The 24,639-nt window shown below is 43.8% G+C and carries 16 protein-coding genes and 1 tRNA gene; 9 read left to right on the top strand and 8 right to left on the bottom strand.

What is annotated here, in order from left to right; all coding sequences use genetic code 11:
• Nucleotides 1-21: 21 nt before the first annotated feature.
• On the bottom strand, nucleotides 22-1,458 hold the full coding sequence (locus AC4II3_RS07195; protein WP_488006486.1) for a glycoside hydrolase 100 family protein: 1,437 nt from the start codon (nucleotides 1,456-1,458) through the stop codon (nucleotides 22-24).
• Nucleotides 1,459-2,164: 706 nt separating this feature from the next.
• Here AC4II3_RS07195 and AC4II3_RS07190 point away from each other — a divergent pair.
• On the top strand, nucleotides 2,165-3,451 hold the full coding sequence (locus tag AC4II3_RS07190; RefSeq protein ID WP_488006484.1) for a calcium-binding protein: 1,287 nt from the start codon (nucleotides 2,165-2,167) through the stop codon (nucleotides 3,449-3,451).
• Here AC4II3_RS07190 and AC4II3_RS07185 read toward each other — a convergent pair.
• Both AC4II3_RS07185 and AC4II3_RS07180 read right to left on the bottom strand, forming a co-directional pair.
• A complete protein-coding gene (locus AC4II3_RS07185) occupies nucleotides 3,448-3,576 on the bottom strand; it encodes a hypothetical protein (protein WP_488006482.1) in 129 nt (42 codons plus the stop codon). The genes AC4II3_RS07190 and AC4II3_RS07185 overlap by 4 nt on opposite strands.
• Before the next feature lie 248 nt (nucleotides 3,577-3,824).
• Nucleotides 3,825-4,331: a hypothetical protein gene (locus tag AC4II3_RS07180; protein WP_070393583.1), complete on the bottom strand. Its 507-nt coding sequence runs from the start codon at nucleotides 4,329-4,331 to the stop codon at nucleotides 3,825-3,827.
• A gap of 229 nt (nucleotides 4,332-4,560) precedes the next feature.
• On the opposite strand from AC4II3_RS07180, the gene AC4II3_RS07175 reads away from it, so the two are divergent.
• Nucleotides 4,561-5,949 (top strand): AAA-like domain-containing protein, encoded by a 1,389-nt coding sequence (locus tag AC4II3_RS07175; protein WP_488006480.1) that lies wholly within the window; start codon nucleotides 4,561-4,563, stop codon nucleotides 5,947-5,949.
• A gap of 212 nt (nucleotides 5,950-6,161) precedes the next feature.
• Here AC4II3_RS07175 and AC4II3_RS07170 read toward each other — a convergent pair.
• Nucleotides 6,162-6,234 (bottom strand) — tRNA-Ala (locus AC4II3_RS07170).
• Nucleotides 6,235-6,473: 239 nt separating this feature from the next.
• Between AC4II3_RS07170 and trhO the strand changes: the two genes are divergently transcribed.
• Nucleotides 6,474-7,307, top strand: coding sequence for an oxygen-dependent tRNA uridine(34) hydroxylase TrhO (gene trhO, locus AC4II3_RS07165; protein ID WP_488006478.1), 834 nt, complete (start codon nucleotides 6,474-6,476; stop codon nucleotides 7,305-7,307).
• A gap of 182 nt (nucleotides 7,308-7,489) precedes the next feature.
• On the opposite strand, the gene AC4II3_RS07160 is transcribed toward trhO, so the two are convergent.
• Nucleotides 7,490-8,152, bottom strand: coding sequence for a class I SAM-dependent methyltransferase (locus tag AC4II3_RS07160; protein ID WP_488006476.1), 663 nt, complete (start codon nucleotides 8,150-8,152; stop codon nucleotides 7,490-7,492).
• A gap of 81 nt (nucleotides 8,153-8,233) precedes the next feature.
• Between AC4II3_RS07160 and AC4II3_RS07155 the strand changes: the two genes are divergently transcribed.
• Complete coding sequence (locus AC4II3_RS07155; RefSeq protein ID WP_488006474.1) at nucleotides 8,234-8,473, top strand: hypothetical protein; 240 nt, start codon at nucleotides 8,234-8,236, stop codon at nucleotides 8,471-8,473.
• Between the two features lie 154 nt (nucleotides 8,474-8,627).
• A complete protein-coding gene (tftA, locus tag AC4II3_RS07150) occupies nucleotides 8,628-9,983 on the top strand; it encodes a hormogonium tapered terminus morphoprotein TftA (protein ID WP_488006472.1) in 1,356 nt (451 codons plus the stop codon).
• Between the two features lie 56 nt (nucleotides 9,984-10,039).
• Here tftA and AC4II3_RS07145 read toward each other — a convergent pair whose 3' ends face one another.
• Complete coding sequence (locus AC4II3_RS07145) at nucleotides 10,040-10,810, bottom strand: hypothetical protein (RefSeq protein WP_488006470.1); 771 nt, start codon at nucleotides 10,808-10,810, stop codon at nucleotides 10,040-10,042.
• A gap of 274 nt (nucleotides 10,811-11,084) precedes the next feature.
• Between AC4II3_RS07145 and AC4II3_RS07140 the strand changes: the two genes are divergently transcribed.
• Nucleotides 11,085-12,323, top strand: coding sequence for a DUF3747 domain-containing protein (locus AC4II3_RS07140; protein WP_488006468.1), 1,239 nt, complete (start codon nucleotides 11,085-11,087; stop codon nucleotides 12,321-12,323).
• A 777-nt stretch (nucleotides 12,324-13,100) separates the two neighbouring features.
• Here AC4II3_RS07140 and AC4II3_RS07135 read toward each other — a convergent pair.
• Nucleotides 13,101-13,259, bottom strand: a complete 159-nt coding sequence (locus tag AC4II3_RS07135; protein ID WP_488006466.1) for a hypothetical protein — start codon at nucleotides 13,257-13,259, stop codon at nucleotides 13,101-13,103.
• Between AC4II3_RS07135 and AC4II3_RS07130 the strand changes: the two genes are divergently transcribed.
• From AC4II3_RS07130 to AC4II3_RS07120, 3 genes are all read left to right on the top strand, one after another.
• Entirely contained in the window at nucleotides 13,234-14,844 is a 1,611-nt protein-coding gene (locus AC4II3_RS07130) for an FG-GAP-like repeat-containing protein (protein WP_488006464.1), read from the top strand. The two genes, AC4II3_RS07135 and AC4II3_RS07130, sit on opposite strands and share 26 nt — an antisense overlap.
• A gap of 1,332 nt (nucleotides 14,845-16,176) precedes the next feature.
• Nucleotides 16,177-20,352, top strand: a complete 4,176-nt coding sequence (locus tag AC4II3_RS07125) for an Ig-like domain-containing protein (protein WP_490722796.1) — start codon at nucleotides 16,177-16,179, stop codon at nucleotides 20,350-20,352.
• Between the two features lie 496 nt (nucleotides 20,353-20,848).
• The gene (locus AC4II3_RS07120) at nucleotides 20,849-21,574 is read left to right on the top strand and encodes a sulfotransferase domain-containing protein (RefSeq protein WP_488013586.1); all 726 of its coding nucleotides are present in this window, start codon (nucleotides 20,849-20,851) and stop codon (nucleotides 21,572-21,574) included.
• Nucleotides 21,575-21,734: 160 nt separating this feature from the next.
• Here the strand turns inward: AC4II3_RS07120 and AC4II3_RS07115 are convergent.
• A partial coding sequence (locus AC4II3_RS07115; RefSeq protein WP_490722795.1) for a HEAT repeat domain-containing protein occupies nucleotides 21,735-24,639 on the bottom strand: 2,905 nt, incomplete at its 5' end.

Here is a 24,639-nt window from a genome sequence, read left to right as displayed (position 1 = left end):
TTAGTTTAAATTAGTTTAAATTTATTTGTTCATAGCAACAATTTCCGCAATATCCATAGAGCAAATCATCACAGCAGTGTCCTCAAAACTGACTAAGTTAAGATGTTCCGGATTATCTATCAACTGTTGTGCTGCTAATAATCCAGCAATTGTCCAGGTTTGAAATTTCCTGGCTTTCTTGCCAATCAGGCGACCATTTTTACCATCATAGTACTCTGGCCAGTTATCCTTAAGCAGGCATTGGGAAGCAATGGTTAAGGCTTTACGAGCCAGTTCAGATTTGCCAGTTTTTTGTGCTGCTGCTGCTAATTCCCACAACAAGAAAGGCCAATTCCCCGCATTATGGTAAGACCAAGGAGTATTTTTGGGATCACAACCTGTGATAATTTGCCAATCGCGACCTTCCAAAGCCGGAAAACAAACTTTCATGGGCATTTCTCCCACTAAATCCTCCCACCTTTCCTCGATCAAGTCCATAATGGCTTGGGATTGTTCTTCAGTAGCTAGGGAAGTAATAATTGCCATTAAATTACCTTGGGCAAAAAAGCGAAAATCCATCCGTCCTGGTCCAAGGTTACCCACAAAATATCCCCCTGAATCTGGCAACCATTGCATTAGCCAATCTGGAATAGTGTCAGCATAGACATTAAACTTATTGATTGCCGCTTCACCGAACTCTTCCACATCGTAGCGATAGATTTCCTTGAGGCGGTCTAAATTCAACCAATAGTAATTCCGAATATGATAAGTCAGATGACCCAAGCGCTCCTTGACCACAGGAACATAATCATCCTCTGGCAACAATAACTCACTCGCCGCCTGCAACGCAGTGTAGAATAGGGCTTGAATATCCAACGGATATCCATCAACTCCCATCCGTCGGTCAATCATGAAGGCACCATCCGGCACCAACATGGTGGGAAACAAATCAAATCGCTTAGTCAGACACAGATCTAGAACTAATTTGATTCCCCGTTGGAACCGTGTCTGGTGGGCAAGGGCTTGATCACCACTTGCCTTGACATAAGCCCTTAAAATCAGCAACCACCATAAGCCAGAATCTACTGGAGCAACTCGTGCGATCGCATGTTCCCCAAAATCCGCCCCTAAATACTCCTGTTCCTTCTTCTGTATTACTTTAAAACTTGCTGGCATCAATCCTTGACCCGCCTTAAAGCAATCCATATGCTTTTCACGGCTTTGAAGCCCTAGGGTTTCGATCAAGAAATTGCGCACAATTTCTGCCTTGCCCCTCATCAGCAATGCCATAGCCGACACCGCGAAATCCCGCGTAAAGCACTGGTCATAATTCAGGGCTTCCATATCCGGGTCTTTCGAGGCTACTGTGCCCACCGGATTACCTTGATAAGAGATAATCGAATCTTCCAGGGCTTGCCAAGCTGCATCGATCAGATTACCTTCGCTTCCCATATAAAACTTTTCCTTTAACTTGTCCATCTGGTTGATGCTAGCTTAACTTCTTTGACAACATCCTGGACTACTGGGGTCAGATATCGAAAGACAAAGAAATTCGGGGACTTTGGATTAAGGAACTTGAGTTAAAGGAAGAGGGAATAGGTCAGAAGAATTGAGGTAGTAAATATCATAAAAATACTAATAGTGCAAGGTCTAACCCTGGTTGATTGACAAAAGTTTACGAGCAAAACCCTGAAACTCTTTATAGACAAGGATTCTAGAGCTTACAGGAAATGCACTTATGCATTGATCGTGTTGGGCTTAAGATTTTCAGCTTGATCATTTGCCTTCAAGCCTTGCCACTAAAGAGCTTCGCAGGGTTCGTTCGGAAAGTGCTGAAACCTTTATTGAGCAGTCAATCTGAAATGTTTTGTCAGTCAACCAGCTGTTTGAACCTTCGCAGTTAATTAGGTAAGCAGGTGCACAAAATTAATTACACATTTTGCAAAACTCAAAGCATTACGATGTAAGGGTTACAGAGATTCGTAGTAGGAAATTAATTTTGTTTAGGTGCTTATTGTTGGAATTTTAGAGTTTTGCGTAAAAATCCGGATTACTAGTAATAAGTTTATAGGGCAAGTAAAAACAGCATGCTCTTAATGGCAAAACCTGTCATAGAGTTCTGTAACTCATCAAGCAGAACTACTTCTACCTAAATTAAAAAACTTTACTATCAGGAGCAGATGACATGGCAGTTTACTCTGGTGACAACTTAAACAACCTCCTTATTGGTGGCTCTGATTACGACGCTTTGTTTGGTTACGGTGGTAACGATACTCTCTATGGTTACGGTGGTAACGACGCTCTATATGGTGGTACATACGATGCGGTGGGTACAGACAATGACTCGATATATGGTGGAAAAGGTAACGACACTCTCTATGGTTACGGTGGCAACGACTACCTAGATGGTGGTACAGACGTTGACTTGATGTATGGTGGTACAGGTAATGATACTTATGCGGTTGATAACACTCAGGATGTAGTGACAGAATACTTAAATGAGGGTATTGATACAGTTTACTCCACCATCAGCTACACCCTAGGAAACAACCTAGAAAATTTGACTTTGGTTGGCAGTGCTTACTACGGCTACGGTAATAGTCTTAACAACATCATCACTGGTAACAATGCTAACAACTACCTTTGGGGGAAGTCTGGGAATGACACCTTAGTTGGCGATGACGGCAACGATACCCTTGTTGGCGACTCAGGTAACGACTACCTGGATGGCGGTACAGGCTTGGAGAGTGACTCGATGTATGGTGGCATAGGTAATGATACTTATATAGTTGATAGCACTACGGATGTAGTGATCGAAAACTTCAATGAGGGTATTGATACCGTTAACTCCTCCAGCAGCTACACCCTAGGAGACAACCTAGAACAATTGTGGCTGACTGGCAGTGCTTACTACGGTTACGGTAACAGTCTCGACAACTTCATATTTGGTAACGATTCTAACAACTACCTTAGGGGAATGTCTGGCGATGACGTTATACTTGGCGGAAATGGTAACGACTACCTAGTTGGTGATTCTAACAATGACTACCTGATGGGTAATAAAGGTAACGACACCTTACTTGGAGGTTCGGGCTCAGATACCCTTAACGGTACTGACAATCAGTATTTCGGTATTGGTGAAATTGATATCCTTGATCCTGGTGGTGCTAGCGATCTTACTACTGATTTGATTATCCTAGGCGTCCAAAACTATGTCTATTACAACGGTAGTTCTAGTGTAGATTATGCTGTCATTGACAATTTCGACAGATATCATTTCATTGGTGAATCTACCTCAGACAGAATCCAGATTTCCGGGTCATTATCCAATTACACCTTAAGCTCATACACAGGCACAGTATCCGGTGTTTCTATTATCAACGGTACTCAAATCAGCTTAGGTTCAACAGAGGTCATTGCTTATGTTGATTCTAATGGTTTACTAACGAATGCTGACTTTATAGAAGTCTAACCGCTGAAAAAATCGGGAATTTTACCTAGATTGGAGTGAGCCATCTGCTGGTAAGAGTCTTGACACTCCCCGGTCATTAGACGCGGGGATTCTTCACTCATCGACTCAGCGTGGCTGTTCCTCACCGGAATCAAGCTACCTGTAGGGTGGGCAAGGTTTTGCCCACCCTACCCATGGATTGTGTGCGTAAGTCCTGTTATTCAAAGGTGCGCTCTTACCATTAAGAATTAAATTCGCCACGGGTCGCACCTAAAAGTACCGATTGCGCTACGCGCATTAGGTTACATTCAACCTTGGCCTATTGGCCACGCGATCGCTTTGCTGCGATCGCAGCAAAGCGGGACGAAGTCCATCGCGTTCAACCCTATTGACTCTAGTCATTCAAGACCGGCTCCAGCAACATTGCCGTACCCACAGGAAATGGATAGGATATATTGTCGGTCAGAGCAGACACTCGATAAAGCATCGCTCCCCCTTCTCGATTTTGTTCTACCCCATCCATCACAATGCGCAGGACATTGCCTGGTTTGACCGGTTTATTCAAGGTCACTGTAAGAGCCATACCACCTTCAGGACTCTTAGACACTGCTGTGGTTGCTGCCACTCTCTCACCAAACTGATTAGTAACCGTTGCTTTACGAACACCAGCCAGATTGGTACATTCAATCACAACAGCATTTATTGGAAACGCAGCCACAGCAACGGTAATAAAATGCCTATCCCCTGCAGCTCCAGCAATTCCAGCGCTGGCAACATAGGGAGCATTCGGTACAAAACCGGCTTGAGCCTGAGCCGCTGGTACCAGACTAGGGATGGCTATAGGCAGCACAGATGCGGCGAATGCTAGGGCTGAAACTGCTCCGAAAACTTGTTTTTTCATCACTCAATCGTCTTGGTATACCAGACTTAAACAACGTTGAGTTGATTTTAAAAAAGACCTATGGAAATTGTCTGCCTGAAAAAATTGGGAATTTTACCTAGATTTGACTGGGCCATCTGGTGGTAATAGTCGTAAAAAATTGGAAAAAATTGCTTGATTGCACGGAAATTTTGGCAATTCTATGTCAAAGTAAAGCTAGTGTTTGGTGTGTTGGCTTTCAACCTAGTCAATGATGGCAGACGAAGCCCTAGCTGTTTTGGACACAATTTTGCCCGATTACTCCTTCAGTAACCTTCAAGAGACCGTCTTCTGTGAAGTTTGGGAAGGTAAGACTTACGCTGAGATTGCGGAAAGCTGCGGGTATGAGCATAGTTACATTAGAGATGTAGGATTCAAACTTTGGCAACGTCTCTCTGTGGCTCTCAAACAAAAAGTTACCAAAAGTAATGTCCGCTCAGTTTTGAGGCGGTACTCCCGAGCTCAGCTATCCTCTCTAGGGATTTATGGCTATCACGACAGGATAAAAACCAGCTTCGGTAATTCCCTATACCCTGCTCTGGTACCAGAGCTAGATTTTCCCAGTGGTCCGGTACCACTAAACTCCAATTTATATATCGAACGTCCTCCTATTGAAGCGCTAACCTACGCAGAAGTTAGGAAACCAGGTAGCCTGATTCATATTAAAGGCCCCAGACAGAAAGGAAAGACTTCCCTAGTGCGAAGGATTGTAGCTTATGCCAAGAAGCAGGGCTTTCGTACTGTTACTTTAAGTTTACACCGAGCTGATTCCCAAGTTTTCACTAACCTGGATAAGTTCTTACGTTGGTTTTGTGCTAACGTCAGTCGGCAATTGGGTTTATCGCTTCAACTCGATCACTATTGGGATTCTGACATTGGCTCTAAGGTCAGTTGCACCACTTACTTTGAAGACTATTTGCTAGAGGAAGTCGATAGGCCAATTGTTATTGCTTTAGATGAAGTTAATCAAATTTTTGAGTATCCAGAACTTTCTAGGGATTTTCTGTCTTTGCTACGCTCTTGGTATGAGGATGCTAGGGAACTGGAAATTTGGCAAAAGGTAAGATGGGTGATAGCTCATGCTACCGATGTATATGTGCCACTAAAACTTAATCAGTCTCCCTTTAATGTTGGCCTAGCCATTAAACTCCCAGAATTTACCAATGAGCAGGTGCTAGACTTAGCCCAGCGTCATGGTTTGAATTGGTCAAAAGGTGACCAAGCCATCAAACGTCTTGATCCTTTAGTGACTATGGTAGGTCGTTGTCCCAGTTTAATTCGTCTTGCCCTGTATCATCTTAGCAAACAGGATGTTAGCTTAGAAAAATTACTAGATGAAGCCCCAACTCAAGCTGGAATTTATAGTAACTATTTGCGTTACTATTTAGCCGCTTTGTTACCCCATCCTGACCTAGTTGCTGCTTTTAAGGAAGTAGTCATGGCGACAGAAAGTGTGGAATTAGAAGCGCTCACTGCCTATAAATTGGAAAGCTTGGGTTTGATAAAAATTCAGGGTAATCGAGCCACAGCTAGCTGTGAACTATATCGTCTATTTTTTAGAAATCAATTTCTGAATGGAATAAAAGTTAGTAGTCATTAGTTATTAGTCATGTAAACTAGACACAAAAAAGCGTTCGCAAAGCCTGACTGGTCGCACCTGTGGAATAGGCATCTTGCCTGTTCTGGGATTTTTTGGAGCGGGTGGGATTTTTTGGAGCGGGCAGGATTTTTTCGAGCGGGCAGGATGCCCGATCAATTCGTTTGATTCAGGAACCCGACCCTAGTCACCAAGTTACCATTAGATTTAACTAGTGGAGGTAAGCGGACTCGAACCGCTGACATCCTGCTTGCAAAGCAGGCGCTCTACCAACTGAGCTATACCCCCAGGCCAATACAGCTTAAGCTAAATCAAGCTTAGTGTCTTAACCGCACTTTTGTTATTATACAACATCCAACTGGAAAGTCAAGCAAGATAGCCAAAAAATTTTCCCATAGACATCGCAACAGTACTATGACCATAGGAGGTTAATGCGGGGTCTTACCATACGCCAATATAGTAAATAGTGAGGCACTTTCCGACTCAGGACTCAAAACTCAGCACTATTTTCACCCCTTAACCGGATCATGACCCAGGTAGTAGCAACATTTTACAAATTTGTCAGATTGCCAGACTTTGCCGATAAACGACCCTCCTTACTAGCCCATTGTCAAGCTCAAGGCATCACAGGAACCATTCTCCTCGCAGCAGAAGGCATTAACAGCACCATCGCAGGCTCCCGTCAAGCCATTGATTCAGTCCTAGCCTTTCTCCGTTCCGATCCCCGTCTGGCCGACTTAGAGCATAAAGAATCTTACACCGACTCTCCCCCATTCAACCGCCTGAAAGTCCGGTTAAAGAAAGAAATTGTTACCATCGGTTTGCCAGAGGTTGACCCCAATCAGCAGGTAGGTACCTATGTTAACCCCCAGGACTGGAATGCTCTAATTTCCGATCCAGACGTAGTGCTGATTGATACTCGCAATACCTATGAAATCAATATCGGAACCTTCAAAGGTGCGCAAAATCCCGATACTGAGTCATTCCGACAATTCCCTGATTATGTTCGCCACCACCTCGATTCCACCAAAGACAAAAAAGTAGCCCTGTTTTGTACAGGGGGTATTCGCTGTGAAAAAGCCTCATCGTTTATGTTGAGTCAGGGTTTTAAACAGGTCTATCATCTCAAAGGTGGCATTCTCAAGTATTTAGAACAAGTCCCAGAAGACGAAAGTTTATGGCAGGGGGAGTGCTTTGTTTTCGATCAACGGATTGCTCTAAAGCACAGGTTGGAAGCTGGAACCTACCATATGTGCTACGGTTGTGGAAATCCAATTTCCCAAGCTGATCTCAATTCCCCTAAATATATCAAAGGTATTTGTTGCCCTTACTGTTTTGATGATTTTAGCAAGGAAGCATAGACTTAAGTGGTCAGCCGTCAGCGGTCAGCCGTCAGCAGACTGAACTGAGATTCAACAGATGCTTAACTGTTTGATTCAAAAGCTGTTCGGTTTAGCTTGCCCAAGCGCCCATAAGCTGATAGCTGATAGCTGATAGCTGATAGCTGATAGCTGATAGCTGATCACTGATAGCTGATAGCTTCTTACTTTTTTAGAGCTAGGGTCAATCCATCAGCAATCGGTACCAAACTAAGGGTTACCCGTTGGTCTTGAGAGAGCTTTTGATTAAATGCTCGAATTGCCTCAGTTCTGTTATCGACTACCTCAGGATCTGCTACTCGCCCCGACCAGAGGACATTATCCACAGCAATAAGTCCACCATTACGCACCAGTTTCAGTGCCTGCTCGTAGTAGTTTTCGTAGTTCCGTTTATCAGCATCAATGAAGGCAAAATCAAAGGTACCTGCCTGTCCCTCTTCCACCAACCGCTCCAGAGTGTCCAGTGCTGGGGCAATTTGCAGGTCAATTTTGTCAGCTACTCCAGCTTGTTGCCAATAGCGACGTGCGATCGCAGTATACTCCTCACTGATATCACAGGCAACCACCTTGCCCTCTGGTGGCAAAGCTAAGGCTACAGCTAAAGCACTATAGCCTGTAAATACCCCCACCTCTAGAGTTTTCTTAGCTCCCATCAACTGCACTAGTAAGGCCATAAACTGCCCCTGTTCAGGAGCTATTTGCATCATAGCCATGGAATGCTGTGCTGTTTCGAGCCTCAGCTGGGTCAAAACGTCTGGCTCTCTTACAGAAACAGATTTTAAGTAGTCGTAAAGCTGGTTGTCTAGTCCAAAGGTTTGATTAGCCATTGATAGTTAGCCATTGATATTTAGTTTGCTCAAAGCTATTATTTTCCAGAGGTTGCTCAATCTATAGCGTTGATCATACTTATGAGTTACCTTCAAGTTTCTTATACCAAGTTGCGGTCAAAGGTACAACTTTCTCTTCCGCCAATCTCCCTATCTCCCTATCTCCCCATCTCCCCATCTCCATCTCCCCATCTCCCTATCTCCCTATCTCCCTATCCAACCAATCTACTCTCTTTGAATGCAACTCGGTATTACCCCTACTCCCTACTCCCTACTCCCTACTCCCTACTCCCTTTGCTAAATGATAGTATTCATCCTTAATTTTTCATCAGTCCATGTTGCTTTGGTTATTCCTTGGTGTTCCCTATTGGTGGGATGATTTGTACAGTCCAACTTCCCCTAGCCATAGGGAAACTAAATCCTTATCCTGGAGAGAGCAAGTGCTCATTTAAGGGCTGAGGGCAAAAAGCAAGACATGGGACGTATATTTATTTCAGCAGGTCACGGTGGCATAGAAAGTGGTGGTCGTGACCCAGGGGCGATTGCCGGTGGAACAACAGAAGCCGAAGAAATGATTCGGCTGCGAGATCTGGTGGTGCCAGAATTGCGATCGCGTGGGTATGAAGTATTATCTGTTCCTGATGAATTAAGTTTAAGGCAGACAATTCAATGGATTAATGACCGTGCTCGTTTTGGTGATGTAGCGATAGAAATTCATGCTGATGCCTTTTCCAATCCTAACATCCGAGGTGCCTCTGCTTTTTACATTTTCAATAACACTGAGCGCAAGAAGCATGCTGAACTCATGCTGCGCTATTTGATCACACGCCTTCCTGAACTGCCCAATCGAGGAGCAAAACCCGATACGGACTCAGGGGTTGGGCGTCTTGCCTTTTGCCGTGATGTTATCCTGCCCTCCCTACTGCTGGAAGTTGGCTTTCTGACTAATCCCCAAGACCGTGCTCTGCTCCAGAATCGACGTCGTGACATGGCCAGAGGCATAGTTGATGGACTGGTCCAATGGAGTAGTTTGATTTCTGGTGAACAGCCACCCGATCAATTCAATCCCGTTTATCCGATCATTGATATTAAAATCAATAATCAGACTTACGATGATCGAGGTGTTTTAATCAATAGCAATTCTTACATTCCCATTGACCTAGCTGATCGCCTAGGAGTCGATTTGACCACCGCTGACAATGTCCGTCGTGTGCAATATCGGGGAGTTGTTTATGTTAAGGCCATTGAAGTAAGAGATTATAACATCTTTGTCGGTTGGGATACTGCCACCCGCACTGTGATTTTGCGCTCAATTTCCCAGAAAATCTGTCCAGGTCTGATTGACCGGATCATGGGTCATGGTAGCACCTCCGAAGTCCAGTTACAGATATTTCTTAAAAACAATAATCAGAACGGCCTGACTCAGTTTCCTGACCTACCTAGGCTCTATCGAGAAGAAGCCTCAGTAGAGGGAGTTAACTATGACATTGCCTTTGCCCAAGCTTGTGTAGAAACTAACTTCCTACGCTTTAGCGATCGCCTTAGACCTGAGCAAAATAATTTTGGTGGTTTGGGAGCAGTGACTAGTGAGGAAGAAGCTACGTTCTCTAGCGCTAGAATTGGAGTCCGTGCCCATATCCAACACTTGAAAGCCTACGCCAGTCAGGAACCCCTAGTCCAACCCTTGGTCGATCCCCGGTTTCGCTTCGTTACCCGAGGGATTGCTCCGTTAGTGGAACAGCTCAGTGGGCGCTGGTCAGCTGACTTAGATTACGGCAAGCGAATTATCGCCGTTGTCAGACGTTTATATGAATCATCTAACCTGCTTTGATCCCGATTACCTACCGATTCCCGATTCCCGATTCCCTGCGCGTAGCGCTCTAACTGCTAAGCTGTCTTGAAAAATCGGATAATTTCTCGGACATGGTCGAGGAATTGACTATCTGTAGTTAATTGTGCGATCGCATTTTCAGAATCCCGAGCTAAACGCTGGTGTTCTGCATTGTTATGAGCTTCCAGTTGTGCCATGGATGCTTCAAGTTGGGCTAAGGCTTTGCGAGTCTCTTCCCAGTAACGCTGATGGGTTGCCACCCAAGAGTAAGGTTCTTGTGGGTCTAGTTGCTCTTGTAGACCTTTGACGTTTCTTTCGAGAGCTTCAAAACGATTCCGTAGTTCCATTACATCTCGGCGAGGATAGGTAAATTCTTGCCGGATCATCCTTAACCGAGCTGCTAAATACTGGTAAAAACGTACCGCTGGACGCAAAGCAGTTAAAAGCAAAGCTGCTCCCGAACTGACGTAGCCCACAGCACTAATCCCAGTAGCAGCAAGGATATACAAACCCACAGCAGATAAGACGTGAAGGGCGATTGCTACAGTTAGCGATCGCTTAGCTATTATTTTCACATAGTCTAATTGCTTCGGGTCAACCGCAATGTCATTTGCCCTGGAAGCCGACCCCTCTGCTAAAACTTCCCTAGCTTCCAAGTGGACATTCCACGGAACTGTCACAATCACCAACAGCCACCAAAAGCTAGCCACACCAATCACCCAATCTAGGAAATGACCAGTACTGATGTGCAACCATTGCAACAGCCCAAACACCAATAGGGTTAGAATTCCTAACCCAGTCCCTACACCAGCAATATTAAATAACATCCTAGCGACCTCCGACGGATTTTCAGCCTTGATCCCATCATGCTTAGAGATCACCCTCAGGCTCGAAAACCTTGTGATAGTTTCGCCAGCTTCACACTGATATTAGTGTCCTTAGCTACTTTTGCTCAAATTTTATTAATCAAACATAAAACTTAAACCATTAGAACCAGAAACATTTAATCTAAAAGTTAATCATTATAGCTTGAAGGAGTTGTCTTAAAATTGACAAATCTTAAAAGCTCAGTACAGATGGTGAAACACAGAGGTCAGTAGTATGAAAAATTCTTTAAGACAAAAATTACCACAAAAACTAGCCACCTTCGCCACCGTTGCCCTAGCCACTGCCTTCTCAGCAATCAGTCTTGGCAACCAAACCTCTGCCGCTACCTTTGAACAAAAACAAGTTGAACAAGGCAAGTTTATTGCTGTCGCTCAACCCTTTGGCGCAAATTCCCATCAACTGCTGATCATAGAGCAAAAATCCAACAAGCGAGCCTGTTGGAGCGAGAGTGGTACTAACCCAGTGATCGTAGACCCACTGCTGTTGAACTTTGACTTTACTGGCATTTGCGGACGCAGTACTGATAGCAATGGCTATTCCATGCGCATGGCGGGTGAAGACTTAGGACTCGATTACATCCTCAGCATTGTTGAGCGTAATGGTGAACTGTTGCTAGTGGGTAAGCACCGTCTTGATCGTAAAGCTCCTGAAGTAATCATTGGCAGAACTGGTGGTATTAGCCAGGGCTTTATGAAAATTTTTCTGCAGCCCGGTTGGGAATTTGCCAAGAGAATGTTCAATAACAAAGAGCTAGGTCACGTCTACCTTGCTACTAATACACCCCTAGGTAACACAGGAAGTAGTGATCCATCCGACCTTCCCCCACTTCCGCCACGGGAAGTCTCTAAATTTCGGGATATTGGTAATGATGTCTATGCCTCAGAAATTGAAAAAGCCGTAGCAATGGGATTTATTGCTGGATTTCAAGACAATACTTTCAGACCCCAAGGGTTTCTCACCAGAGAACAACTCGTGTCTATGGTCATTGAAGGCTTAGGTAAACTGCCAGGTGCTAATATTACTGTCCCCACTCAAGCATCAGGACGGCCCTATCAAGATGTTGAGGCTGGGCGCTGGAGTGCTGCCAAAATTCAATGGGCAAGGGACAACAACATTGTTAGTGGCTATCCTGATGGCACCTTTCGACCAAATAAGTCCGTAACTCGTGCCGAATTGATGGCAGTACAAAAAAAAGCTGCTGAATTTGCCAAAAGCCTCCAAGGGCAGCCAGGGGTACTCGTTTCTAATGGGTCAGTCACACAATTTTCCGACACCGAAGGTCACTGGGCTGTTGCTCTAATTTCTGACATGTCTGCCTACTGCCAAGTGGCATCTCCCCTAAACGAAAGAGGTAACGCTTTCTTCCCCAATTCTGAAGCACGCCGGAACTATGCCGCTGCTGCTACTCTGCGCATGCTCAACTGTGTCCAACAACCCATTACTCAGAAGTAGCACATTATCCTTTAAGAATCCCACAAGAAACGTCTGTTGATCAGACCTCAAGTAAACAACGTAAGCTATCAGCTGATAGCACCTCAAATAGCTTGTGCGTAGCACATTAGCTGATAGCTTACATCACCTGATTATATCAATTCCGGTAGCCTGGGATTGATCACAAACCCGATTTAATACTGCCGCAAAGTCTCTATTTTATTGCTACCTTCCTGAAGTCTAACCCTTGGCCGTTTTCTTTCTATTCTATCCAACATATATAACTCTAAACGAGATCTCTAAACGTGAAGACTATAATAACTCCGTGAAAAAAAACTGTAAAGATTTCATGAAGTAAGGAATTATATAGTGACATTCAATAATAATTATGTCATCTATAGTAATGGTAATTTTATTTTACGAATAACAATTCATGAAAATACTATAAAACTATAGTTTTAGCTATTGACAAATCATAAGCAATTTAATTTATTTAAGTAAACCTGAACAATAGTTCGATAAAAAAAAGTTCCATTTCCAATCTAGCAATCGGTATTTAGCAATCCCTGTAGGAATTGTGAGAATTTTTGTTTCCAGATCTGCTGTTATAGCACTACCCATTCAAATTAGGACATTGTCTTGATGCAGTCGCTCATGGGGGAAACCCCCAAGACCGCGCTGCATCGCTCCTAAACTCCGAAACGTAAGTAATCGCTTACTTCTGACTTCTGACTTCTGACTTCTAACTTCTAACTTCTAACTTCTGACTTCTAACTTCTAACTTCTGACTTCTGACTTCTAACTTCTGACTTGTAACTTGTAACTTCTAACTTGTAACTTCTGACTTCTGACTTGTAACTTCTGACTTCCCGATTCCCGATTCCCGATTCCCGATTCCCGATTCCCTAAAAAGGAGAGGATAATAGTAATTATGCCAACATTTGAGGCAGAAGACACAACTAGGCTGAGTTTAGAGAACTACATAGTTTTTGATAGTGACATTGCTTCCGGTGGCCAAGCTATCGAAATTTCCACAAACAATACTACTGAACCAGGATTCATTCGTTTAACCTGGACAGAAGCTGACGGTCTTGCTGGTAACTATAATTTTAATATTGCCCATTTTGATGAAGCAGATGGCCGAGCTACCCTGACACTTCGTGTCAACGATATCCCAATTAGTAGATATATTTTCAATAAAAACCCAGGAGAACAGGGCAATCCACCCATAGACTCACCCAACTCTAGTAATTATATCGGGTTGACTGGTTCTATATTTGATGGTTTATCCAATCCTAATCCCATCTTTGAAAACGTAACACTGGCTCCAGGGGATCAGATTGAAATCTCTGCTGTGGCGGATAGTTTGGGGAATCAAACCGATGAACTAGCGCGGATCGACGTTATTGAAATAACACCAGCACCATTAGCTGAGCCAGCTATTAATTTGCCTGAACTTACCATTATCCCTACTAATGGCACATTAGCCGAAACTGTGCCAAAAAGTGGTGGTATTACCATTAGCCGCACCGGAGAAATTAGTCAAAGCCTAGAGGTAACTTACACGGTCAGTGGCACCGCTAGCCCCTCAGATTACAAGCCCATCCTAACTGGTACCGTTACTATTCCAGAAGGTCAGCAGTCAGTAGATCTCAAGCTCACCCCAATCGCAGATGGTATAGCAGAAGGGGAAGAAACTGTCATTATTACCCTTGAGAATAGTCCCAACTATCAATTAGGTCAGACTGCCAGTGCCACTTTCACCATTACCGACAATGACCAATCCACGATCACCGAGAGTGTGACTATTTTCTGGCGTAATCAGGAGACCGGAGTTAATGGTGCTTGGCTGATGGATGGTCTCGACTTAGCTCAAGCCGTGACAATTTCTTCACCAACAGAACCAGCCGACAGTCCCTGGCAGATGCAGGGTGCAGGGGATTTCAACAGTGATCAACAACAGGATATTCTCTGGCGTAATACCTCTACTGGTGAAACTGGCATCTGGTTGATGGCAGGATCGGTGTTTCAGAATGCAGTGTCCATCACCCCAACTCCAGACCTGGAGTGGGAAATTCGTGGCACCGAAGATTTTAACAGTGATCAACAACAGGATATTCTCTGGCGCAATACCTCCACTGGGGAAAATAAAGTCTGGTTAATGAATGGCACCACTGTGGCTGAGGAAGTGTTAATTCAATCGGAACCAGTCACTAGTATTTGGGAAATGAGGGCAGCGGGAGACTTGGATGGAGATGGTGATGGGGATATTATCTGGCGCAATACTCAAGAGCAAAGTATTTACTATTGGAGGATGGAAGGGACTCAGTACATTGAATCAGTGTTAATCGAGTCACCAATCAGTACTGGTCAGGAGGTAATCCATGGCACCCTCGACATCGATGATAATGGTTTCGATGATATCTTATGGCGCAATCTCGACGATGGACAAAATAGTGTCTGGCTGATGAATGCCAATGGGTTCGATCGCCTGGAGAGGCTTGAGCCAGTAACTGATCCCAGTTGGCAAAGTTATCTTTAAAATAGCAAAGGGAACAGGGAGTAGGGAGTAGGGAGTAGGGGGTGGGGTGTGGGGTGTGGGGGTACAGACAAGCGATGCAGCGCCCTAAAAACCCAGAACGAAAGTACCTAACAGCAATTGCAAACCGCTGTAAATGTAGAGATACAGGGTTTTTCATAACTATTAGCTACACAGAATTTTTCCCTATTCCCTATTCCCTGTTCCCTTTGCTATATATAGCCATCAATTTTAAAGATTTAGGAAAGTTAAAAATTTAGAAATTAATTTTTTTTGTTCAGGACTTATCTAAAACTGGACTAAAAACCCTATCACTGTGAGCGCTATCAATCCAAATCACGTAGTATAAGGCGTTATTAAAGAATCATTAAAGTAGATTTATTGCATAAGTAATGTTTATAATAAAACCTAGTGTTATTACTTAATGGATTAGTTTTCGATGAAAGATAAACTCAATATTTTCATATTAGTTATTTTCTGGATAGCTATCTGTATTTTGTGAACCAAAATTGAATACTTGTATAAAGTATATATAAAGTATATTTTGGGGATTGTTTATACCCATAGAATTCTAGGAATGGGTGTAATAGTGTTTACAAGTTCAACGGACAAAAGAATGCAGTGCCGTTTTGGGTAGCCAGTCGCTGATCTCAATCCCCATCTCCTCATCTCCTCATCTCCTCATCTCCCCATCTCCCCATCTCCCCATACTTCCCACTATTTCCCTATTCCCTACCCGCAGCGCGAGTCACGGGAAGCTTCCGCGCTTATGCGATTGGCCTTTGGCCACGCTAAGCGATTGGCCTTTGGCCACGCTACGCGAACGCATTAATAATTCTCTAATCATAAAAAATATTGAGCAATTATAATATCCGTAACAATAGCATAAAGATTTGATAAAATTACCAAATTTTATGGTGACATATTATCAAGTTCATGTCATCAATGAATAGAGTCATTGTTTGGCAGCAAAAACTAAAGCTCCTGGTGGAAGACTATAGTATAGTTCTGAGACTATGTCAGCAAAAGATGTTGGTGGGGCATCTACGTCATTGAGATAGGTTTTCAAACAGGGAAACTCAAAACCCTGTAACTAATACAGCCGCAGATTTCTGAGATTTTTCATTAGCTGTAATAATTCGGTGTTTTTGTAAACGTTTAGCATAGTATTCTACTCTTGCCCATGGCTCCGGAAAGGGTATCGGGATCCTGGGGGTTGAGTGAAAATCAACTTGCTAGGGTATTACTGCCTGCCCAAATAAAATTATAAAATAAAATTCCCAAATAAAACTCCCATAGCTTTAGACACAGATAAAGGTTGGAGACTACAACACTATGACGAGAATTGAAGCAGAAAATTTCTCTAGTATAACTAACTTTGTAACTACTAGTAATCCTGATGCATCTGGGGGCGCACTAATCACTCTATTTGATGCGGTTAATAATACTGGTTTGCCCCCTGGTACTGCTAGCACAAGCTTTAATCAACCCACTGGTACCTATGAAGTAATCATTGGCACCTTTGACGAAATAGATGGAGAAGGCACAATTGATGTCACCATTGGCAGTACCGTTTTTCCTACCATCACTCTTAATAATCCTAGCTCTACTGCTAGTGGTATCCCTGAAACCTCCACTTTCGTCGCGTTGCAAATTAGCCCCAGCACGTTTATCCGCAACGGAGACCTGATCGAGGTTAACGGTACCGCTGATGGTGATGAATTCATCCGATTTGACTATATTGAATTCAACCTAACCAACGAACTCCCGGTAGCTGTAGATGATACTGCCACTACCACTGAAGATACAACAGTTAACATTAATGTTTTAGATAATGACACCGATACTGAAGGAGACAGCACTCTAACTGTTATTAGTGATCCCAGTAATGGCAGTGCAGTAATAGATGACAATGGTACTCCTGATGATCTAACCGATGACGTTATTACTTACACTCCTAATCCTGGCTACAATGGACCGGACAGTTTTACTTATCAGTTAAACGATGGCGTTAATCCTCCTGACACCGCTACCGTTAACGTTACTGTTACTCCTGTAAATGATGCACCACAAGCGGGAAATGATACAGCTACGACTGATGAAGATATCCCAGTTAATATTAATGTTTTAGACAATGACATTGATAGTGACGGAGATTCCCTGACCCTAACAATTGTCAGTAATCCTAATAATGGTAATGCCGTAGTAGATGACAATGGCACTCAAGGCGATACCACCGATGACTTTATTAGTTATACTCCCAATCCTAACACTAACGGTAATGATAGTTTCACCTATCAAGTGGATGATGGGAATGGTGGTATTGACACAGCTACGGTTAATCTCACGATTACTCCTGTTAATGATCCACCAGAAGCCGGAGATGATAGTGCTACGACTGATGAAGATATCCCAGTTAGTATTAATGTTTTAGGTAATGACATTGATATTGACGGAGATTCCCTGACTCTAACAATTGTCGGTAATCCCAGTAATGGTAATGCTGTAGTTAATAACAATGGCACTCAAGGCGATCGCACTGATGACTTTATCACTTATACTCCCAATCCTAACACTAACGGTAATGATAGTTTAATCTATCAAGTGGATGATGGCAATGGTGGTATTGACACAGCTACGGTTAATCTCACGATTAATCCTGTTAATGATCCACCAGAAGCCCAAAATGATAGTGCCACTACTAATGAAGATACAGCAGTTAACATTAATGTACTAAACAATGACTCGGATATTGAAGAAGATAGTAGTCTGAGTGTTGTTAGTAATCCCAGTAATGGTAGTGCTGTAGTTAATAATAATAACACTCCTGGTGATCTGACTGATGATTTTATTACCTACAGTCCGAATCTCAACACCAATGGAACAGATAGTTTTACTTATCAATTAAATGATGGGGTTAACCCTCCTGCTACCGCAACGGTTAATCTAACGATTAATCCAGTCAATGATGCACCGGAAGCTGTAGATGATAGTGTCATCACTAACGAAGATACACCAGTTACCTTTAATGTACTGGCAAATGATTCTGACGCTGAAGGAAATCCCCTGACTCTAACCATTGTTAGTGATCCAAGCAATGGGATTGCAGTAGTTAATGACAATGGCACTCCGAGTAATCCGACCGATGATTTTATTACTTACACTCCCAATCTCAATGCTAATGGATCTGATAGCTTAACCTATCAGGTAGATGATGGGAATGGTGGTATTAGCACCGCAACCGTTAACTTGACTATTAATCCAGTCAATGATCCACCGATAGCGTTAGACAATACTGTCACTACGGATGAAGACATACCAGTTAATATCGACGTAATCACTAACGACACTGATCCCGATGGCGATAGCATTCTGACCGTTGTTAAGCCTCCCAACCATGGCACTGCTGTGGTGAATGACAATGGTACTCCTGATAATCTCAGCGATGACTTTATTACCTATATCTCAGATCCTGACTACAATGGACCGGATAGTTTTGCCTATCGATTAGATGATGGTGTCAACCGTCCTAGCACAGGAATTGTTAACGTCACGGTTACTGCAGTGAATGATTCGCCATTTGCTGTCGATGATACAGTTACTACTACTGAAGATACCGCAGTCAACATTAATGTACTGGAAAATGATTCCGATCCTGAGCAAGACAGTAGTTTGACTATTGTCAGCGAGCCCAGAGATGGCACGGCAGTGGTGAATGATAATGGCACTCCTGATGATGTAAGCGATGACTTTATTACTTACACTCCTAATCCTGGCTACAATGGCTCGGATAGTTTTGCTTATCGCTTAAATGATGGTGTCACCTTTCCTGGTACGGCTGTGGTTAACCTTGAGGTTACCTCTGTCAATGAGATACCAGAAGCACTAGACGACACGGCTACTACTAGTGAAGATACCACAGTCACGATTGATGTACTAGATAACGATTCTGATCGGGATGGGGATCCGCTGACTCTGGCAATTATCAGTAATCCTAGCCACGGCACGGCATTCGTGATTGACAACAATACGCCGAGTGATCCAACGGATGACGTGATCACTTACACCCCGAATCCCGATTACAACGGATCTGACCAGTTTACTTATCTAATTAGCGATCGCAACGGTGGCACCGATACAGCAACCCTTACCCTGAATGTCACTCCTGTCAATGACCCGCCAGACGCCGTAGATGATACTGTGATAACGGATGAAGAGGTAGCGGTCACTATTGATGTATTGGAAAATGACACGGATCCTGAGGGGGATTTGCTAAGTCTAGTGGTGGTTAGTGCTCCCTCTAATGGTACTGCTGTGGTTAACAATAACGGTACCTTGGATAATATCAATGATGACCTTATTACGTATACTCCTAATCCAGGTTTCAGTGGGAATGATAGCTTCATCTATCAGGTATATGATGGCACCGATGGCCTTGATACAGCGACTGTTGATATTACTGTCAACTCTATCTTTAGCTTTATTCCTTCCACTCTGACTCAGAACGCCAATAATACCTTTGTTCCTTCTACTCTGACTCAGAATTCCAACTATACCTTTACTATCACTGGTGACAGCACTGGCAACGCCCAACTCCTATTCACCTTTATTAGTGGAAACGCTACTAATGTCAATGAAATTGGGGTGTTTGTAATAGATGATGACCAAGGTACAGTTAATGGTATTGCTCCTGGTCAAGAAGGCTATGTGGAAGCGGCTCTATCTAATGCTCAGACTATTTTCTCTGTGCTGCTGAATCCTGAAGATAGTGCTCAAACTACTCGTCTGATTAACAATTTTGATGTAGGGGATCAATTAGGATTTTACCTAGTACAAAATAGCACGAAAGAGGCAGTGCTAGCAGGAGACAATGCTTCTGTATTTTTCGGTGATGCTGCTTTCAATAGCGATGGTTTAGACCATATCCAAACCGAGACCAATAGCGACGGAGTATTGACATTAAACTTTGAAGATGCTGATGATCAAGACTTTGATGACTTAGTGGTAACGGTTCAAGACGCTTCGGCTTTGACTCCGACTGTAGGGATAGGGAGTCCCCAGATTCAAGGGCAAGTGGAGCTACTGGATTTAACCGATGTGACGGGAACAGTAACACCTGAGTTTGTGGTTAGTAGTCAAGCTGTGTTTGAGAATAGCTTTGGCTTTTATCAGGTTGATGATGCCAGTGGTAAAATTGGCAATCTCAACCCCGGTGATGCGGGTTATGCAGAGCTTGCAGTTTCCAACCAGGTAGATTTAGCCAGTGGGATATCCGGTGGGGTATTGTTAGCTCCGTTCCTAATTGCTAATGGCACGGTTGCAGAGTTCTTGACTCAGAATCCTACCAATCAGCAGGGTTCCGGTCTCAATGCCTACTTTAGTTTCTTACCTGCTAACCCTGATCAATTTGATCACGTCCGCCTACTAGGGGATAATCGGTTTAGCTTCGAGGATACCTTTGGTGGTGGTGACTTAGACTATGATGACTTGGTAGTGGAGGTTATTTTCTGAGTTTAATTGGGAGTCGGGAGTCGGGAGTCGGGAATCGGGAATCGGGAATCGGGAGTGTGGGAGGTGTAGGCAGTGTCGGGACTATTGCCTCTTGCCTGTTGCCTGCTCCCTAAAACCCAAGAATTTGTAGCTCACCTAATTGAAAACCTCTATAAGCAGGTACACAAAATTAATTGCACATTTTATAAAACTCAAAGCATTACAATGTAAGGGTTACAGAAATTCAGAGTAGGTAATTAATTTTGTGTAGGTGCTTATTCAGGGTAATGTCATAACATGATATTATACTTCTATTGCCGAAGAGTGTTTGTGGATGCATCTCAATGCACCCACAAAAGTGTTGGCAGTATACAAGATCGAGAATTATTCAATATATAGGGATTATGATTTAATCAATATAGCGATTTATAGCCTAATGAGGTACACATAATTTCTTCCCGATTCCCTAAAAAAATGTACCTCACCTAATTAAAAACCGCTATCCTTAAATTAGATTATGAAACCAGTCACAAAAATAGCTGTTTTTACAGTACATAAAGCCGCTTCAATGTTATTGCACAGAGTAACTTTAGAAGCTTGTGCTTTGGCTAAAATGAAATACTATTCTGCCAATAATAAAGAGTTAAGTGATAAGTTATTATATTTTCAAGACTTTAAAGTAAATTGTTCCCAGGAAGCTCTTGCTGACTTTAATTCTATAGATACAGGGTGTATTGGCCCTATACGTCGTCCCCTAGAGATAGACTTAGATAGCTGTTTTGTAAACCTACACCTACGAGACCCCAGAGATGGTCTGAATTCAATGTTCTTTTCTTGGACAAAAACTCACGGAGGCATAACGCAATCGATTCGAGACGAGTGGCTTTCTTGGGGAATAGACAAGTTTGTGATTTCATTCAGTGATGATTACTTTGAGAGATATGAAAACTATCTCAATCACTTCATTGGTCATCCTCATGTTAACCTACTCAAGTATGAAGATATGGTATATAACTTTGATAGTTGGTTAACTTCGTTTGTTCAACCGTTTCAACTTTCTTCAGACGATATAAACGGCTTGTCTAAGCAATTCTCTGATCAAGTAGATTCCAAAAATGCCAAAGCCAATAGTCACATACGTAAAATCACTCCTGGAGATTTCAGAAATAATCTTAAACCTGAAACTATAGATACTCTAAATCAAAAGTTTGGCCATATCCTCTCGGGATTAGATTATTTGTAAGCTATCAGCTATCAGCATTCAGCTATCAGCATTCAGCTATCAGCTTATGCGCGTAGCGCATAAGCTGATAGCTTACTAGAAAACTACTTTTTCCCTACACCCCAAACCCCAAACCCCACACCCTGTTCCCTACACCCCACACCCTACACCCCACACCCTACTAAGGATTCTGCCATCCTTCCACAATTGCCATGCCCACATTGACATAGGGATTATCCAATAATTCCCTAAGGGCTTCTTTTCCACCACTTTCTAAGGCACTAAGCAACCGTTGTTTAGTACTTGCTGGAATCGCGATATTCACAAACGCTGTCTTTTCTATATCCGTGGCATTGGGATTACTTTGCTCTAATTGTTTTAATAATCCTTGAATTTCGGCAGCGGCTTCAGTTAGAGTTTGCTTTTGCTCCGGGGCATAATTGTATTGATTTGCACTACCAATTTCTTGCTTAAACTCTCTTTGAGCTGTATCGACAAAGTTATTTTGAGACTGAGATTGATCGTATTTAAACTGATACTTGGAGTGATAGTTGGAGTGATGGGAGTCTGAGGTTGATTCACTCATGGCGTTATTTTCAACATTGATAAGTCGGCTTGCTTGTAGTCTAGCAATTTCGATTAGGTCTTGGTAATGCTTCTGGTAAAGGGCAAGCACACCATGATTGTTGGTAGTTTGGGTGAGCTCTTGACGAGAATTAAATCGCTGGATGAACTGGTCACTGACGGCATGGTCTTTAGTTTCCGCAGCCGATTGAATCAGGGTTTCCCGTAATACCAGAGCTTGGTTAACCTCCAACAGGGTGGCCAGCAGCAGGTAGACACCGCGAAATCGGGGGTCACTCAAATGCTCGTGCTGGCGTTCTCGATTTTCGGTTTTCAGGAAGGTCTGGACGATAAAGTATTCCTGGATTTTATCGTGGCGAAACTTCCATTCTCGATAGGTACGACCAAACCCATCCTTCTGCTGACGAGTCAATACCATTTTATAGCGTTCCATACAGTGCAACTCATCCAAGCAGCCCTCTTCTGGGATGGTAATTTGATCATGGAGGCGCATCTGGTAGACGGTTTCAGCAAATTCAGCGAGGGGAAAGGGACAAAGGTGAATCTGTTGATAGTCCTCTGCCATGATTTCATACTGCTGCTGTTGCAAGTTGAGCAAATCGGGGTCTTTGCCCTGGGCCAACAGTTGCGCCACCAAGGTCAAATCCATGGGATTGGACAGAAACCGACGTACTGCGGCTAACTCCTGTTTCGATTGGGTTTCGTGGAGTTGGCTGGCCAGATAGTCGTCACAGGCTTGCTCGTAGGCCACACCCGATACAGGGGCATCTTCCGGCAAAATCCCTTGGCGAGAGGTGAGGAAATCGGCAATTTGCTGGCGCTTCAGGGGTTGCAGCACGTAGGTTTTGGCCGTAGCTGGGGGTGTCCATTCCAGGGGTTGGGTGGTGAGGATAATATGCCCCTGGACATGATGCTCCACAAAGGTATTAATGGTAGCCCTGGTGTCAGGGCTGACTTCATTGAGTCCGTCAATGCAGATATCTAGGGTATTGTAGTTAATCAGGCTTTGTAGGAATTTAGGGTCATGGGCAGCGATGGGCAATTTAGCTTGAATCGCTTCCACCACACCACCGGCACATTGGCTGGCTGGTAGGTACACCGCAAGCCGCCCCGAAGTTTTGACTAAATTCCGGAGAAACATGGATTTGCCCAGCCCCGATTCCCCTACCAGAACGACCGGAGACTGGAGTTGGCCAATCGCAGTTTGAATCGGTTGGGTATGGGTGGCTCGTGTAATCTTAACGTGAGAGTCGGGAAAGTAAGCCTGGGGATCAAAGCTATCTAAGCTAGCATCGGCCACCAGCACTTCACGGAAGGGAGCCAGTAATCGGTAGCGCAACCAGGGAATCCAGGTTAGAGCCACGCTGATATAGCCTAAGCCCACAATGGTGCGGAATTTCCAGTCCCAGATTAGAGCTTGGACTTGCAGAGAACGAGGATAAATGATGATCAGCAACAACCAGCCACTGAGATGGATTAGCCAAACCTTAAACCCAATCAGAAACCAGTGCTTTCCTTCTAAGGCAATAATTTTGGCTTTGACGTCCGCAGCAAGTCTAGACTCAGCTTTGTTAAGATTACGGTAGTGCTCCTTGAGCAGATCTATATCTGCTTGTTTCCAGCGGACGTGATTAACAAGTTCGGCAATCTGCCTTTCTAAGTCTTTGCGCAGTTTAGGCAAAGGTTGACTATCTTCCCAGATTTGCTCAAATAGCTTGAGAACGTCCAACCCTTCTTGGTGATTGATGGTCTGAATTTCATGGGGATATTGCTCAGGTGAGCCCAGCCACTGGATTAAGGGCAGTGAGTCTTTTTCCCCGCCACTGAGGAAATAGGCCAGAAAACGCAGCCTTGGTGCTTCTCGCTGATACCGATAAACTTCATTCAATACATAAAGTAAGTCTTTTACCTCTAATGGTCCCATCTGCTCCAGAGCATAGGCCGCACTATCACGGACTCGCCTTTCTGAGTCGGTTAAAAGTTTGGCGATTTCGGGAGCATACTCAGATGGTGCTGCTCCCATCTGTCCCAGAGCCCATGCCGCATTCTTAGGGAAATGGTTATCTGAGTCGGTTAAAAGTTCTAGGATGTGGGGAGTTATCTCAGATGGTGTTGCTCCCATCCTCGCCAGAGCCAATACCGCACTATCACGAACTCGGCTGTCTGAGTCGGTTAAAAGTGCAAGGATTTCGGGAACATACTCAGAGGCGGCTGCCCCCATCTGACCCAGAGCTTCTGCTGCCCTATTAGGGAAATGGTTATCTGAGTCGGTTAAAAGTTTTAGGATTTCGGGAACATACTCAGAGGCGGCTGCTCCCATGTTCCCCAGAGCCGATGCCGCATTATAACGAACATCACGATCTGAATGGGTTAAAAGTTTGGCAATTTGGGGAGCGTACTCAGAGGCGGCTGCTCCCATCTCACCCAGAGCCAATGCCGCAATATCACGAACATCACGATCTGAATGGGTTAAAAGTTTGGCAATTTGGGGAGCGTACTCA

This window comes from Moorena sp., assembly GCF_982860115.1.
Note: the sequence above shows the minus strand (reverse complement) of the source record. Positions and strands in the feature narration are given on the sequence as shown.